The organism is Kitasatospora sp. NPDC057542 (genome assembly GCF_042801945.1).
Lineage (GTDB): Bacteria > Actinomycetota > Actinomycetes > Streptomycetales > Streptomycetaceae > Kitasatospora.
This window is the reverse complement of sequence record NZ_JBHVFE010000217.1, coordinates 1-14,357: the sequence shown is the minus strand read 5'-3', so window position 1 is coordinate 14,357 and position 14,357 is coordinate 1. Positions and strand designations below refer to the sequence as shown.

Below are 14,357 nucleotides of genomic sequence, written 5' to 3'. Positions count from 1 at the left end.
GGGCGCGGTAGTGCTGCCGCGCCCGCCCCGGCCTCCCTCAGCCGGCCGGCTCCTCGCGCAGCCGGCGGGCGGCGCCGACCAGGTTTTCCACGGAGGCCCGGGTCTCCGCCCGGCCGCCGCTCCCCCGGACCGCTCAGGCCCGCGGCTCCCGGTGCCGCCACCGCACCGGGTCGTCGGCCCCCGCCGCGCCCGGCGCGGTCCGGGCCGGCGCCCGGTAGCCGGCGCTGGAGAGCACCAGCATCTCGTCGGCCCCCGGCTGGAACTCGTAGGCCACCCGCTCCACCCGGCTGGGGACACCGAGCTCCGCCAGTTCCTCGCGCAGCGGCGCCAGACCCTCGTAGCGCGCTCCCGTGTCGTACACCACCAGCGGGAAGATCCGGACCTCCCGGCGCGCCACCCGGGCGAGCTCCAGCAGCCCCGCCCGGTGGAACTCCCTGCCCAGCCGGTTGCCGTACGAGAACAGCAGGTGCGAGCTGAGCGCCAGGTCGAAGGAGTCGTCGGCGAAGGGGAGTTCGGGTAGCGAGCCGGCCAGGTAGCGCTCCGGGCGGGCGGCGATGTCCGCGCGGAAGGCGCGGGCGTTGGCGGTCCACTGGCGGATCATGTCGTCCGCGTCGGCGTACCAGGCCCGGGCGTAGCCGACCGTCTCCTTCACCAGCCGCTCGCGCTTGAACTCCGTCTCCCGCTCCACCAGCAGGCCCAGTTCCTCGCGGTGCTCGGCGTACTGGCGGTCGACGGCGACGGCGTCGACGCCGCGCTGCCCGGCCTCCGCCACGAAGCTCGCGGCGCCGGCCGGGCAGTCCAGGACGCGCTGCTCCAGGTCGCGCTCGGTGAGCGCGAACATCGCCCGGTACTCCGCGAAGGAGCGCGCGCTGACCAGCACGGCTCAACCCCTCCCGACGAACGGCATGGTGGTCGGCAGCACCACCAGGGACTGGATGGTGGTGTCCGGCGGCTGCGAGGCCATCAGCACCAGGGCCTCGGTGAAGCGCTCCACCGGGATGGTCGCCTCGACGGCCATGGTCCGGTCGGCCTGCATCGCGGCCGGCTGCGGGCCGCCGTCCACCGGGGTGACGTTGCCGACGTCGATCTGCCCGCACGAGATGCCGTACGGCCGGCCGTCCAGGGCGAGCACCTTGGTGAGGCCGAGGACGGCGTGCTTGGCGGCGGTGTACGCGATCGAGTCGGGGCGCGGCACGTAGGCCGAGGGCGCGCCGTTGTTGATGATCCGCCCGCCCTGCGGGGTCTGGGTGCTCATCACCCGGAAGGCCTCGCGGGCGCAGAGGAAGCCGCCGGTGACGATGGTGTCCAGCACCCGGTTCCAGTCCTCGAACGGGGTCTCGGTGATCGGCCGGCGCGGGGCGGCGGCGCCCGCGTTGTTGAACAGCAGGTCCAGCCGGCCGTGCCGGTCGAGGACGGTGTCGAAGAGCCGGGCGACCTCCTCCGGGCTGCGGATGTCGGTCGGGACGGGCAGCACCCGGCAGGCGCCGGGCCCGGCCAGGACCGCGGTCTCCTCCAGCGCGTCCTTGCGCCGCCCGGCGACGACCACGGTCCAGCCGGCCGCCAGCAGGGCCAGCGCCGAGGCCCGGCCGAGCCCGCTGCCCCCGCCGGTGACGATCGCCACCCGCCCGTGCGGTGCGGCCGCGCTGACGGCCTCTCCCGTGGTGGTCACGGCGCCCACTCCTCCCCCTCGTTGACCCAGACCCGCAGCATCCGCCGGGCGTACCGCCCGGGCTCGTCGGCGAAGGCCGAACGCCCGTGCAGAACCCGGCTGTTGCGGATGATCAGCAGGTCACCGGCGGCCATCGACAGTCCGAAGGCGATCTCCGGCCGGTAGAGCACCTCGTCCAGCACGCCGAGCGCCTCCCACTGACGGTCCGTCAGCTCCGGACCGCCGCGGTCGGGGGACGAACGGACGGTGCGGGTCTGGTAGTAGCAGCCGACCGTTCCGTCCTTGCGGTCGTACAGGATCGGGGTGACCACCACCTGCGGGCCCGCCCGGCCGCTGCGCTCGAAGGTCCAGTCCTCGCGGAGCGTGGACAGCGCGTCCGGCCGTTCCCGCTGGATCAGGTCGTGCACGTGCCGGGCGCTCGCCAGCTTGGTCAGCCCGCCGCCGTCGAAGGCGGGCCGGATGCAGAGCAGGACCAGCAGGTCGCAGGTGTCGCAGTGGAAGCCGAGTTCGGTGTTGCCGTCGCCGTCCTGGTCGTGCAGCACCGAGGTGAGGTCACCGCGCCCGTTCTGCGGCACGATCCGGCCGAAGTCCCGCAGCAGGAAGGAGAGCACCTCGGTGATCTCCTGCTCCGGGTGGGCCGGGTCCACCAGTCCGCTCACATGGGTGATGCCGACCGAGTCGGCGGCCTTCCGGACGAACTCCCGCAGCCGGGCCCGCACCTCCTCGGCCGCGTCCCAGCGTCCGGCCCGCGCGTCGGCCCAGAGCAGCCGTCGCTCCCGCTCCCCCAACGGGAGCGACCAGAGCTCCCGCCGGGCGTCCAGCTCCAGGCTGCTCCAACCGATTTCGGTCACCGCGTCCATGTCCTCTCCTCCCTACCGGCCGCCGGCCGCGACGGCCTTCGCCCACAGCTCCAGGCCCTCGTCGATCTGTTCGGCCGTGACGACCAGCGCGGGGATCATCCGGACCACGTTCAGATGGATCCCGCACAGCAACAGCAGCAGGCCGTACTCGGCCGCCGTCTGCTGGGCCCGCCGGGCCGCCTCCGGATCCGGGGTGCCGTCCGGGCGGCAGAACTCGCTGGCGGCCATCAGCCCGAGCCCGCGGACGTCGGCGATCCCGGGCGCCTCGGCGGCGACCGCGCGCAGCCCGGCCAGCAGCCGGGCGCCCTGCTCGGCCGCGTTCTCGACCAGCCGCTCCTCGCGCAGCACGTCCAGGGTCGCCAGGGCGGCGGCGCAGGCCACCGGGTTGCCGCCGTAGGTGCCGCCCTGCGAGCCGGGCCAGGCGCGCCCCATCAGCTCGGCGGGCGCGGCGATCGCGGACAGCGGGAAGCCACTGGCCAGGCCCTTCGCGGTGATCAGGACGTCGGGTCGGAAGCCGTCCCCGTGCGGGTGGGCGTCCTCGTGCTGGTGGGCCCAGAACCGGCCGGTGCGGCCGAAGCCGGTCTGCACCTCGTCCACCACCAGCAGGATGCCGTGCCGGTCGGCCCGCTCGCGCAGCCCGGCCAGGAAGCCGGGCGGGGCCGGAACGTAGCCGCCCTCGCCGAGCACCGGCTCGACGAACACGGCCGCCGTCTCGGCGGGCGCGCAGACCGTGGCGAGCACCTCGTCCAGGCCGCGCAGGGCGTGCGCCACCGCCTCCTCCCCGGACAGTCCGAGCCTGAACGCGGCCGGGAAGGGCGCCACCGCGACCCCGGGCATCAGCGGGCCGATGCCGGCCCGGAACCGGGTGCCGGCGGTGGTGAGCGAGGCCGCGCCCATGGTGCGGCCGTGGAAGGAGCCCTCGAACACGATCACGTTCTGCCGCCCGGTGGCGTGCCGGGCGAGCCGCAGCGCGGCCTCCACCGCCTCGGTGCCGGCGGTGGCGTAGAACAGCGAGTCCAGGCCGGGCGGCAGCACCTCGCCGAGCCGCTCGGTGAGCGTGAGGAGCTGGTCGTGCAGCACGGTGGTGTACTGCCCGTGGATCAGCCGGCCGGCCTGTTCCCGGACGGCCTCGACCACCCTCGGGTGGCAGTGGCCGGTGCTGGTCACCCCCACGCCGGAGGTGAAGTCGAGGTGGCGGCGGCCGTCGGCGCCGTAGAGGTGGAGTCCTTCGCCGCGTACGGCGACGACCGGGGTGGCCTGCTTGAGCACCGGGGACAGCTGGGACACGGGGCCTGCCTTCACGGGTTGGTCCTGCCTTCACGGATGTCGTCACCGGTGGCGGCACGGATGTCGTCACGGGTGGGTGGGGGCGGGTCGACGGGCGGCAGGTAGCCGGCCTCGGCGGCCCAGGTGAGCGCGGCCGACCACCACCGCGGGGTCGGGGCGGCGAAGCGCACGCCCAGCCGGTCGAGCACCCCGGTGGTGTACGCGCTGTCCACCAGGACGCGGCGCTCCTCCTGCGCCGCCCAGGCGGCGGCCAGCCGGACGGCCGTCGGGTGGCGCCGCTCGGCCCGGGCGAGGGCGGCCGCGAAGGTCTCCTCGTCGGTGAGCCGCACACGGTGGCCGTGCCCGGCCAGCCACCGCACCAGATCGTCGTGCGGGACGGCGTGCGGCGACTCCACGTGGTACGCCCCGGGCGCGGCGTACGGGTCGAGCGCGATCGCGGCGATCCCGGCGGCCACCGTGTCCACGTACGAGAAGGAGAAGGCGGTGTCCGGCCGGCTCGGCGCGGCGCCGGCGAGCAGGTAGCCGCGGATCAGCTGGTAGATCCGGTTGTCGTCGGCGTTGGCCTGGAACGCGCCGGTCCGGCTGTGCGCCGCGATGTGGCCGCTGCGGTGCAGGTAGGCGGCGTGTCCGCGGGCGGCCCAGGCCCGCACGGCCTGCTCGGCCCGGTACTTGGTCCGCTCGTACGGGGTGCGGAAGTGCTGGCCGATCTCCAGGTCCGCCTCGCTGAAGCGGCGCGGCGGGCCGTCGACGCCGCCCGAGACGGCGAGCGTGGAGACATGGTGGAGCCGTGCGTCCGGGGCGTGCTCCCCGACCCAGTCGAGCAGCCGGCGCACCGCCGTGTGGTTGGTGCGCTCCAGTTCGTCGGGCGGGGCCACCAGCCGGACGTCCGCCGCCGCGTGCACCACCAGGTGGGCGCCCCGGGCGAGTTCCCGCCCGGCCGGGGAGAGGCCGAGGCCGTCCCGGTCGATGTCCCCGGCGAGCACCCGGACGGGGCCGGTCCCGCCGCCCGCGCCGGTGCCGAGCCGTTCCAGGGCCCCGGCGTCGTCCGCGGCCCGCACCAGGCAGGTGACCTCGGCGCCGCGCCGGAGGAAGGCCGCCAGCAGGTGCCGCCCGAGGTAGCCGGTGGCGCCGGTGAGCAGCACCCGGGCAGGTTCGCGCACCGTCGCCCGGGTGGCCGTGGCGACGCCGGGGTGCAGCAGCTGGCCGGAGGTGGACAGCGGTGCCCGCACCGGCGGTGCGGCCTGCGGCGCCCGCGCCTGCGCCACCACGGCCCGGGCGAACCGCCCGGTGATCCGCTCGGCGGCCGGGTGCGACAGGCCGGGTCGGCCGTACACCAGGTCGGCGACCAGCCGCTGCTCCACCACCCTTGCGGTGAGGCGCAGTTCGTACAGCGGGTCGCCCCCGGCGCAGCGGGCCGTCCCGGCCTGTTCGGCGGCGACGGTCCAGTCCAGTGCGGGTTCCTCGGGCAGCCGGAAGGTGCCGAGGAAGTTGAAGCCGACGGCGGGCCGTTCGCCGGGCGCGTCCATCGGCCGGACGGGTGCCTCGCGCAGCCGCCGCGCCACGGTGTCCGAGGTGGCGCCGGCGTCCAGCTCGACGTGCTTGACGGCGGTGAACCAGCCGACGGTGTCCAGGAATTCGCCCGCGTCGCCGACCGCGTCCCGGCCGTGGGTCTCGACCTCCACCGCGATCCGGGGGCGTCCGCCGTCGCCGGCGACGGCCTCGGTGAAGGCGGCCAGCAGCACGGCCTCCAGCCCGGCGCCGTGCCGGGCGATCAGCCGGGCGGTGGCGTCCGGGTCGAGTGCCCAGCTGAGCGCCGCGGGCTCCTGCGGAGCCGGCTCGCCGCCGGCGGGCTCCACGCACACCCGCTCGACGACGGGCGAGGAGACCGCCGCCCAGGCGTAGAAGTCCGCCGTCGGCGGCAGGTCGGCCGGCTTCCGGTCGAGCACCGCCCGGTACGCGTGCGCCAGGTCGTCCAGCAGGATCCGCCAGGACAGCCCGTCGACCACCAGGTGGTGCGCGATCAGCGCGAGCCGGTCGTCGGTGCCGGGCGGGCCGGCGAACAGGTGGGCGCGCAGCAGCCGGCCGGCCAACGGGTCGATGCTGCGGTGGAGTTCGGTGCAGACCCCGGCGACGGTGTCGGCGATCTCCCCGGCCGCGCGAGGGATCCGGGAGAAGGAGACCGGGTCGAGGTCGGCCACCGCCCGGACCTCGCCGCAGCCGTCCGGGGTGACCGGCCGGCGCAGCGCCGGATGCCGCTCCAGGACGGCCGCGACGGCCGCCGAGAGTGCCTGCGGGTCGACGGCGGTGCGGCATCGCAGCAGCACGGACTGGTTCCAGTGCCGCAGGTCCCGCACCGACCGCTGCCGGTACAACCAGCGCTGGGCGGGGGCGAGTCGGAGCCGGTCGGTGTCGCCGCGCGGGGCCGGAACGGACGGCGCGACCGGGACGGCGGCCGCCGCCAGGCCCTCCGCCGTCGGGTGCCGGTAGAAGTCCTCGTAGGCGACCCGCAGGCCGGAGCGCCGCAGGAAGGCGATGGTGCGCATGGCGAGGATGGAGTCCCCGCCGAGGCTGAGCACGTCGGTGTGCGTCCCGATCGCGGGCAGGCCGAGGGCGCCCGCCCAGAACCGGGCGATCTCCCCGGCCGGGCCGCTCGCGGCGGTGCCGCTCGGCTCCGCCCGGGCCTCGACCAGTTCGGCCGCCAGCTCCGCCAGCCGCGGCCGGTCGAGCTTGCCGTTCGGCCCGACCGGGAACTGCGGCAGTACCAGGATCGGCTGCGGCACGGAGTAGCCGGGCAGCCGGTCCCGCAGGTGCGCGGTCAGCGCCTCCAGGCCGACGAAGCCGTCCGACAGCCGGACGACGCCGATCAGTTGGCTGCCGAGCGCGGTCTCCCGAAGCAGCGCCGCCGAGCGGGCGACGCCCGGGTGGCCGTCCATGGCCCGCTCCACCTCGGCGAGGTCCACCCGGTAGCCGCGGACCTTCACCTGGCGGTCCACCCGGCCCAGGAAGACCAGGTTCCCGTCCGCCCGCCTGCGGCACAGGTCGCCGGTGCGGTAGACCGGTTGGCCTTCGTGCCGGACGAAACCGCGGGCGGTCTCGTCCGGCCGCCCGAAGTACCCGGCGCTCACGCCCCGGCCGCCGATGAGCAGTTCCCCCACCGTGCCGTCCGGCACCACCCGGCCGGTGCCGTCCACCACGGCCAGCAGCACCTCCCCGATCCCGGTGCCGATCGGTACGGTCGGCTCCTCGGCGGGCAGTTGGCGGGCGGAGGTGACGAGCAGGCAGGTGGCTCCGACGGTGGTCTCGGTCGGGCCGTAGTGGTTGGCCAGCCGCGCGGTGGTGCCGCCGTCGAGCAGGGCGGCGGCAAGCGGGCGGGGCAGCGGCTCGCCGCCGAGCAGCACGGTGTGCAGCGGCGGGAAGTCGGCCGGGCGGCCCTCCAGCAGAGCGGACAGGTGCGAGGGGGTGGTCTTCAGCACGTCCACCCGGGCCCGCCGGAGCGAGGCCCAGAAGGCCTCCGGGTCGCGCACCTCGCGGTCCGGCACGAGGTGCACCGAGCCACCGGTGGCCAAGGCGAGCAGCCAGGCGGTGTGGCCCAGGTCGGCGGCCAGGGTGGTGACGTGCGCGGCGCAGGGCGCGTCGGCCTCGGTGAGGCCGAGCCGCCCGGCCAGCGCCCGGGCGTAGTGCACGGCGTTGGCGTGGGTGACGGCCACCGCCTTGGGCTCGCCGCTCGACCCGGAGGTGAAGGAGAGGTACGCGAGGTCCTCGCCCCGCACCTCGGTGGCCACCGGGGGCAGCTCCGGCAGCGCCTCGACGTCCACCGCCTCCCCGCCGGGCCCGCCCTCGGTGGCCAGGACCCGGGCCACCCGGACGGACGCCAGCCGCCGGGCCAGGTCGGCCGCCGACCAGTCCGGATCGGTCAGCACGGCCGCCGCGCCCGCACGCAGCACCCCGTGCAGCAGCACCAGCATCCGGGCGTCCCGGGGGCCGACCAAGGCGACCCGGTCGCCCCGGCCGGTGCCGGTGGCCGCCAGCCGGGCGGCGATCCGGGCGGCCGCGGTGTCGAGCGTGCGGTAGTCGAAGCCGCGGACGCCGTCGCCCAGGGCGGGCCGGTCCGGGTGGGCCCGGGCGAGGTGGGCGAGCAGTCCGGGCAGTGAGCGGGCGGAACGGGCGGGGGGCGCGGATCGGACGTGCTGCGTCGCGGACGTCACGCCGGCTCCTCCCCCGCCCGGCCCTCCCGGGCGGGTCCGGCGGCCACCTGCGGGTCGCCCGCCAGGTAGCCGTCCAGCAGCGCCCGCTCGGGCAGCCGCCCGGCCAACTCCCAGGCCAGCATGCGGTGCAGGCCGTCGAGGTGGATCAGGCCCGACCGGACCTTCAGGTCCCCGTAGTCGGGGTGGCCGATCGGGGCGGTGCTGAGGTAGACGGGCGTGAACGGGGCCCACCGCAGCAGCCTCAGCTTCGCCGCGCAGACCGGGTTGGCGGCGGTCCAGGCGGCTCCTCCGGCGCGGACCCGCTCGGCCGCCTCGGCCACCGTCAGTCCGGAGCGCGGCACCAGTTCGAGCTCCCCGCCCTCGCTGAGGTGCCAGGGCAGCACGACGCCCAGGACGTCCGCCCGGGAGAGCCGGATCCGCCGCCAGCCGCCGGGGATGCGGCCGGCGCGTTCGAGGCTCTCCTCGCCGTACACGTTGCTGTTCGCCTCGTGGGCCCGTTCCACCGGGTGGTCCCGCAGGTAGGCGGCGTGGACCTCGGGGTAGGCGACGGCGGTGACGATCTCCACGGCAGTGCTCCTCAGACGGTTCCGGTGGATTCGGCGCCCGTGTACCCGGCGCCGCTGTACCCGGCGCCGCCGTACTCGGTGAAGTGCCGTTCCGCGAACAGCTCGGGCCACTGGCCGTCGGCCAGGTCCAGTTCGCGGGCCCGGGCGAGCATCTGCCGCCAGTACGGCTTCACCGGGCGCCAGCGCGCCCCCACCTGGCAGTAGGAGGCGTCGACGAAGTACCGGGGGCGGCCCGGCCCTTCGGGCGCCGGCCGGCGGGTGTGGAACAGCGCCGAGTTGAGCAGCACCGTCGAGCCGGGCGGCAGCCGGTCGATCACCACCTCGCCGGGCAGTTCCGCGGTGCCGTGGTGGGCGAAGGCGGACTTGCCGACGGCGCGCAGGTGCGAGCCGGGCAGCACGGCCAGGCTGCCGACCTTCTCGTCCAGTCCGCCGAGGTAGTGCAGCGCGTGGACCATCAGCAGGGACGGGTCGGAGCGGTCGTTGGGCTCGCAGTCGTGGTGCCAGGCCTTGCCCGGGATCCCCGGGTCCTGGCGGTCGCTGTGCAGGTGGTGGAAGACGAAGTCCGGCCCGAGCAGGCGGGTCAGGGTGCGCAGCAGCGGCGGGTGGGTGAGGAGTTCGCCGTGGGCCGGCAGCTCCAGTTCCAGCAGCGGGGGCGGTCCGTACCGCAAGGGGTCGGCGCACGCCGCGATCGACCGGGCCCGCAGGCCCTCGTCGACCCACCGGTCCACCTCGGGGGCGAGCCGCTCGCGCAGCGCTTCCGGCAGCAGGCCCGGCAGGACCAGGTACCCGGACTCCAGGAACTGGCGGCGGCGCCCGGTGTCGAGGGCCTCGCGCCCTCCGGAGGACAGCGTCACCGAACCGATCCCCTCCTTCCGCTCGGCGGGGCACACACGGGAATCCGGCACCACGGGACGTGGCAGGAGCAGTGGAGGCACACGGGGGTCATCCAGACCTCGGGTGGCGGCGGAGCGTCCGTCACGGGCGCCTCGGCCGCCACAGCTGAATCGCGATCACCACGAAGAGGCACGCGTTGATCACGCAAGGTAGTCCGCCTCAGGAGTATGAACCTGTCCTCGCGTCCACGACAAGGCCGATGCCGGCCCCTGGACACCTTCCCGCCACCGTGCCGTTCAGCTCCGGCCACCACTCGGCTCCCGCCTCACGGGGAACTCCGGGCCGCTCGGGCCCCGGTGATTCGCCGCCGCAACAGCGGATGCGGCACAGTGAGGTCATGAACGCGGGAACCAGGAGTCAGCGGACGGCCGGACCGGTCAGGCGCCGCCCGGTCCAGCAGCGCAGCCTGGAGCGGTACGGCCGCATCCTGGACGCCTGCGCCGGACTGCTGGACGAGGTCGGGGCGACCGCGCTCACCACCAAGGAGGTCGCCCAGCGCGCCCAGGTACCGATCGGCACCCTCTACCAGTTCTTCGCCGGCAAGGAGGACCTGCTGGCCGCCCTCGCCACCCGCAACCTCGACCAGTACCTCCAGCGCCTGGACGCCCGGCTGGCCGCCGCCGCACCGGTCGGCCCCGCCGTCTTCAGCGACCTCGCGGTGGAGGAGTTCGTGGCGATGAAACGCGCGGTGCCGGGCTTCGGAAGGCTGGACTTCGGCCTGGCCGGCCCGGCCGTCCCCACCGGTGTCCGGGACGACCGGCACCTACTGGACGCGGGCGTGGACAACAACACCGCCGTCGCGTTGCGGCTCCAGGCGCTCGGCGGCGAACTGTTCCGGGCGGGCGACCCGACGGCCACCACACTGACCCTGCGGGTAGCCCTGGAGGCCGCCGACGCCGTGCTCAAACTGGCCTTCCGGGACGCCCCCGACGGCGATCCGACACTGATCGCCGAGTGCAAGCGGTTGGTCCGCGGCTACCTCGCGCAACAACCGTCCGCCCGCTGACGCCCGGACCCGCGGGCCTCGGACGCCCCGCCCGCCCGAGGCGTTGCGAGCCCGCCGCGCCCGCAGCACAGTGGATAGCGGAACGGCCGCGGAGGCGGCAGGAACACACGACCGGAGGAGCAGACCATGCACGCAGCGGTAGGTGACCAGCTCCACATCCACAGCAGGTCGGTGGGCATGGTGGACCAGAAGGGCGAGATCATCGAGGTGCGCGGCACCGACGGCGAGCCGCCGTACGTGGTCCGCTTCGAGGACGGCCACGAAGGTCTGATCTACCCCGGCCCCGACTGCAACATCGAACAGCGCCAGGCGGAACGCTGACCCACACCCCCGCCGCTCCGCGCGCCACCCGCGCGAGGTGGTGAGGAGCGGTGTCCGCCCCCACGGCCCCGCTGCCCGGGGCATTCGCCGAGCTCGCGCCACTGCTGGACCACTACGGGTACCTCGCGGTGGCGCTGCTCGTCCTGCTGGACAACTGCGGCATCCCGGTGCCCGGGCAGACCATCCTGGTCCTGGCCTCGGTGTACGCCGGCGCCGGGCACCTCGACTTCGCCGCCGTCCTGCTGATCGCGGCCGGCGCCGCCGCGCTCGGCAACAGCCTCGGCTACCTGATCGGCCACACCGGCGGGCGCGCCTTCGTCCACCGCTGGGGCCGCTACGTGCTGCTCACCCCGGCCCGGATGGAGCGCGCGGACGCCTTCTTCGCCCGGCAGGGCGGCAAGGTGGTGACGGTCGCCCGCTTCGTGGACGGGCTGCGCCAGTACAACGGGATCATCGCCGGGACCACGGAGATGCCGTGGCGCCGGTTCCTGCCGTACAACCTGCTCGGTGCGGTGCTGTGGACGGCGGTCTGGGGCACCTTCGGCTACGTCGCCGGGGCCAACATCGGCACCGTCTACCACACGGCGCTGCGCTACCAGGTCTGGTTCGCGGTCGGGCTGGGCGTGCTGGTCGCCGCCCTCCTGCTCCGGCAGGTGCTGCGCTACCGGCGCCGGCGCCGCGCGGGCACCGACGCCTCCGGGGAACGGCCCGACTAGCGCAGCGGGAACACCTCGAACGGGACCGCGAAGCGCGTCCCCAGCCGGCTGCCCGCGTCCCGGCCGAAGCCCTCCAGGAACTCCCGTGGCTCCGCCATCGCCCCGCCCAGCCCGGCCAGGTACGCCTTGTGCTCCTCCAGCGAGGCGACGCCCCGGTCGAAGTGCTCGGTGGTGTCCACCGCGTGCTTCGCCTCCGGCGAGGCCGCCGCCCAGATCTGCCGCACGCCGCTCCACGGCTCGTGGCCCTCGGCCAGCAGCTCGCGGAACACCCAGCGGTTCCCGGCGTCCCGGACCCCGTCCAGGGTGGCCCGGCCGACCGCGATGTGGTCGGCCTGGTTCAGGAGCACCCCGCCGTAGGTGTCCCGGAAGTTGCTGGTGATCACGATGTCCGGCCGGTGTCTGCGCACCGCCCGGGCGATGTCCCGGCGCAGCGGCAGGCCGTACTCCACCACGCCGTCCGGGTAACCGAGGAACTCCACGGTGTCGACGCCGACCACGCGTGCCGAGGCGACCTGCTCGGCCTCGCGCAGCGGGCCGCACTCGGCCGGGGCCAGCGAGTCGATGCCCGCCTCGCCGCTGGTGACCATCACATAGACGACCTTCTTGCCCTGCGAGGTCCAGCGGGCGACGGCCGCGGCCCCGCCGTACTCCATGTCGTCGGGGTGGGCCACGATCGCCAGCGCGGTCCGCCAGTCCTCGTCGACGGGCTCGAAGGGCTCGGGGGTCTGCTCGGTCATGCTGCTCGTTCCTCTCGGTGCGGCTCACGGTCGTACGGACGTGCCCGGCCACCGGACCGGGATTCCGGCAGCCGACCGGGAACTTACCGTGCGTCAGGCGGCGTCGAAGGGGCATGACCCGCATTCGGCTCGCCTTCGTCCACTCGGGGAACACGCCGGTCGTCCTCTACCCGGTCGCGGTTCTGCTCCTCCTCGCGGCGCTGTCCGGCAGGCTTGCCTCTGACGCAGGCGTCAGGGGTTAGCGTCCGGGCGTCCCGCGGCGGCACCGACCGCCGCCGCAACCTCCTGCTCCGAGGAGCGCCGCCATGGCCCTGCCCACCACCGCCCGCGTCGTCCGGCTGACCGCCGCTCCGACCGGACTGCCCGCCCCCGAGGACTTCACCGTGGCGGAGGAGCCGCTGGCGGCCCCCGGCCCCGGGGAGGTGCTCGTCCGCAACCGGGCCTTCCTGGTCTTCCCCGGCCTGCGCACGCTGATCGGCGACGCGGGCTCAGGCCTGCCGCTGCCTCACATCGCCCCGGGGGACGCACTGTTCGGGCCCGCCCTCGCCGAGGTGCTGGCCGCACCGGAGGACGGGCCGCTGCGCCCGGGCGACCTGGTCACCCACCTGTACGGCTGGCGGAGCCACGCGCTCGCCGAGGCCGCGCGGTTCACCCCCGTCCCGGCGGACTTCCCGGAGCCGCTCGCCCTGCTCTCCACCGCCTCGGCCGGCTACGGCGGGCTGACCCGCTCCGCTGGGGTGCACCGGGGTGACGTGGTGCTGGTGACCGGCGCGGCAGGCGCGGTCGGCACGATGGCCGGGCAGGTCGCCCGGCTGCTCGGCGCCGCCCGGGTGATCGGCACCACCCGCTCGCCCGCCAAGGCGGAGCGGCTGACCGCCGAACTCGGCTACGACGCGGTGCTGGTGCCCGGCGAGCGCCCGTTCGCCGGGCAGCTGGCCGAGGCCGCGCCGGACGGCGTCGACGTCGTGCTGGACCTGGTCGGCGGCGAGCAGCTGACCGCCGCCGTGGACGCGGCCCGGCGCGGTGCCCGGCTCGCGTTGGTCGGCGCACTGGCGGGCCAGCTCGCACCGGAGCGCCCGGGCGGCGACGCACCGACCGTGATCGATGCCTTCCGGGTCGTCACCCTCGGCCTGGCCCTGCGCGGCTTCACCGGACTCGACCACCCGGACCTGGAGGCCGAGTGGCGGGAGCGGCTGGGCGGCTGGCTGCGCGCCGGGGAGATCAGCTTCCCCTGGACGCCGGTGGCGGGCATCGACCGGGCCGCCGCGGCGTTGACCGGACTGTTCACCGGGGACACCTTCGGGACCACCATCGTGGAACTCTGACGACCAGGGAGCAGGCATGCGGATCGGCGACGCGGCGGCAGCGGCGGGCACCACACCCAGGGCGCTGCGGTTCTACGAACAGCGCGGGCTCCTCCACCCGCCCGCCCGCTCCGCCTCCGGCCAGCGCGAGTACGGCCCGGCCGAGGTCGCCCGGGTCCGGGTGATCCGCCGGCTCCTCGCCGTGGGGCTGACGGTGGACGACCTGGCCAGCCGCGTCCACCGCCTCGACCTGCTCGGCCAGGACCCGCCGGTCCGCTGCTCCGACTCCCCCGGACCCGACACCCTGGCCCCCGTCGTCCACGCCCGCCTGGCCACCCTGGACGCCGAGATCGCCCGTCTCACCGCCCTGCGCGCCAAGCTCGCCCACCACATCGCGACCGGCGGCGGCGAGGTCCCGGGCGAGGCTGACGGGGCCCCGGCTCACTCGCCGTCCATACGTCCTTCGCCCAGTGACTTCTCCAGCTCGGTGCAGGCCTTGAGATCGACCCGGATCCGGCCCGTCGCCGGGGAGCCGTCGCCTCCCCCGGTCTCCGCCGCTTCCCGCGGAGGCGAGCTTCAGCGACGCCTTGCCCGCGCCGGCGGTCCTGCCGAGACCGACGCCGCCCTGCAGCCCCACGGCCACTGACCCGAACCGGACCACCGGATCACCTGCCATGGCGCCGAGAGCCTCCTCGATCGGAGCCATGACCTTGCTGGTGATCTCGTCGACGACGGCCCGTCACCGGGTCGTGCAACGGACCCGCCCGGGACCTCGCGACGGGGGTGCGCGAG

General features: G+C 75.5%; 13 protein-coding genes. 5 read left to right on the top strand and 8 right to left on the bottom strand.

Features of this window, described 5'->3' with window-relative positions; translation table 11 throughout:
* Positions 1 to 133 precede the first annotated feature (133 nt).
* The 7 genes from ACFU7Y_RS25145 to ACFU7Y_RS25115 are packed head-to-tail and all read right to left on the bottom strand — an operon-like array spanning position 134 to position 9,441.
* Positions 134 to 880 (bottom strand): methyltransferase domain-containing protein, encoded by a 747-nt coding sequence (locus ACFU7Y_RS25145; RefSeq protein ID WP_380769728.1) that lies wholly within the window; start codon positions 878 to 880, stop codon positions 134 to 136.
* Between the two features lie 3 nt (positions 881 to 883).
* Positions 884 to 1,669, bottom strand: a complete 786-nt coding sequence (locus ACFU7Y_RS25140) for an SDR family oxidoreductase (protein ID WP_224285145.1) — start codon at positions 1,667 to 1,669, stop codon at positions 884 to 886.
* Positions 1,666 to 2,529 carry a TauD/TfdA family dioxygenase gene (locus ACFU7Y_RS25135; RefSeq protein WP_380769727.1) on the bottom strand — a complete coding sequence of 288 codons (864 nt, stop codon included), beginning with the start codon at positions 2,527 to 2,529 and terminating at the stop codon, positions 1,666 to 1,668. Before ACFU7Y_RS25135 ends, ACFU7Y_RS25140 begins: the two co-directional genes overlap by 4 nt.
* Positions 2,530 to 2,541: 12 nt before the next feature.
* Positions 2,542 to 3,816 carry an aspartate aminotransferase family protein gene (locus ACFU7Y_RS25130; protein ID WP_380769729.1) on the bottom strand — a complete coding sequence of 425 codons (1,275 nt, stop codon included), beginning with the start codon at positions 3,814 to 3,816 and terminating at the stop codon, positions 2,542 to 2,544.
* 11 nt (positions 3,817 to 3,827) lie between these two features.
* The gene (locus ACFU7Y_RS25125) at positions 3,828 to 8,021 is read right to left on the bottom strand and encodes an AMP-binding protein (RefSeq protein ID WP_380769726.1); all 4,194 of its coding nucleotides are present in this window, start codon (positions 8,019 to 8,021) and stop codon (positions 3,828 to 3,830) included.
* Positions 8,018 to 8,587: a DUF6309 family protein gene (locus tag ACFU7Y_RS25120; RefSeq protein WP_224284221.1), complete on the bottom strand. Its 570-nt coding sequence runs from the start codon at positions 8,585 to 8,587 to the stop codon at positions 8,018 to 8,020. Before ACFU7Y_RS25120 ends, ACFU7Y_RS25125 begins: the two co-directional genes overlap by 4 nt.
* Positions 8,588 to 8,598: 11 nt before the next feature.
* The gene (locus ACFU7Y_RS25115; RefSeq protein ID WP_380769725.1) at positions 8,599 to 9,441 is read right to left on the bottom strand and encodes a phytanoyl-CoA dioxygenase family protein; all 843 of its coding nucleotides are present in this window, start codon (positions 9,439 to 9,441) and stop codon (positions 8,599 to 8,601) included.
* Positions 9,442 to 9,818: 377 nt separating this feature from the next.
* Between ACFU7Y_RS25115 and ACFU7Y_RS25110 the strand changes: the two genes are divergently transcribed.
* The 3 genes from ACFU7Y_RS25110 to ACFU7Y_RS25100 all read left to right on the top strand — a co-directional run bounded on the left by ACFU7Y_RS25110 (position 9,819) and on the right by ACFU7Y_RS25100 (position 11,524).
* Positions 9,819 to 10,487 (top strand): TetR/AcrR family transcriptional regulator, encoded by a 669-nt coding sequence (locus tag ACFU7Y_RS25110; RefSeq protein ID WP_224284219.1) that lies wholly within the window; start codon positions 9,819 to 9,821, stop codon positions 10,485 to 10,487.
* 126 nt (positions 10,488 to 10,613) lie between these two features.
* The gene (locus ACFU7Y_RS25105) at positions 10,614 to 10,808 is read left to right on the top strand and encodes a DUF1918 domain-containing protein (protein ID WP_224284218.1); all 195 of its coding nucleotides are present in this window, start codon (positions 10,614 to 10,616) and stop codon (positions 10,806 to 10,808) included.
* Between the two features lie 50 nt (positions 10,809 to 10,858).
* Positions 10,859 to 11,524, top strand: a complete 666-nt coding sequence (locus ACFU7Y_RS25100) for a DedA family protein (RefSeq protein ID WP_380769724.1) — start codon at positions 10,859 to 10,861, stop codon at positions 11,522 to 11,524.
* On the opposite strand, the gene ACFU7Y_RS25095 is transcribed toward ACFU7Y_RS25100, so the two are convergent.
* Positions 11,521 to 12,261, bottom strand: a complete 741-nt coding sequence (locus ACFU7Y_RS25095) for a PIG-L deacetylase family protein (protein WP_224284216.1) — start codon at positions 12,259 to 12,261, stop codon at positions 11,521 to 11,523. The genes ACFU7Y_RS25100 and ACFU7Y_RS25095 overlap by 4 nt on opposite strands.
* A gap of 305 nt (positions 12,262 to 12,566) precedes the next feature.
* Here ACFU7Y_RS25095 and ACFU7Y_RS25090 point away from each other — a divergent pair, with 305 nt between their 5' ends.
* Entirely contained in the window at positions 12,567 to 13,586 is a 1,020-nt protein-coding gene (locus tag ACFU7Y_RS25090; RefSeq protein ID WP_380769722.1) for an MDR family NADP-dependent oxidoreductase, read from the top strand.
* A 16-nt stretch (positions 13,587 to 13,602) separates the two neighbouring features.
* The gene (locus tag ACFU7Y_RS25085; protein WP_380769721.1) at positions 13,603 to 14,211 is read left to right on the top strand and encodes a MerR family transcriptional regulator; all 609 of its coding nucleotides are present in this window, start codon (positions 13,603 to 13,605) and stop codon (positions 14,209 to 14,211) included.
* Positions 14,212 to 14,357 lie beyond the last annotated feature (146 nt).

What these genes read in the sequence shown, in the direction of transcription:
- ACFU7Y_RS25135 (WP_380769727.1), bottom strand. Translation starts at nt 2,529, where the DNA reads ATGGACGCGGTGACCGAAATCGGTTGGAGCAGCCTGGAGCTGGACGCC.
- ACFU7Y_RS25110 (WP_224284219.1), top strand. Translation starts at nt 9,819, where the DNA reads ATGAACGCGGGAACCAGGAGTCAGCGGACGGCCGGACCGGTCAGGCGC.
- ACFU7Y_RS25105 (WP_224284218.1), top strand. Translation starts at nt 10,614, where the DNA reads ATGCACGCAGCGGTAGGTGACCAGCTCCACATCCACAGCAGGTCGGTG.
- ACFU7Y_RS25095 (WP_224284216.1), bottom strand. Translation starts at nt 12,261, where the DNA reads ATGACCGAGCAGACCCCCGAGCCCTTCGAGCCCGTCGACGAGGACTGG.
- ACFU7Y_RS25090 (WP_380769722.1), top strand. Translation starts at nt 12,567, where the DNA reads ATGGCCCTGCCCACCACCGCCCGCGTCGTCCGGCTGACCGCCGCTCCG.
- ACFU7Y_RS25085 (WP_380769721.1), top strand. Translation starts at nt 13,603, where the DNA reads ATGCGGATCGGCGACGCGGCGGCAGCGGCGGGCACCACACCCAGGGCG.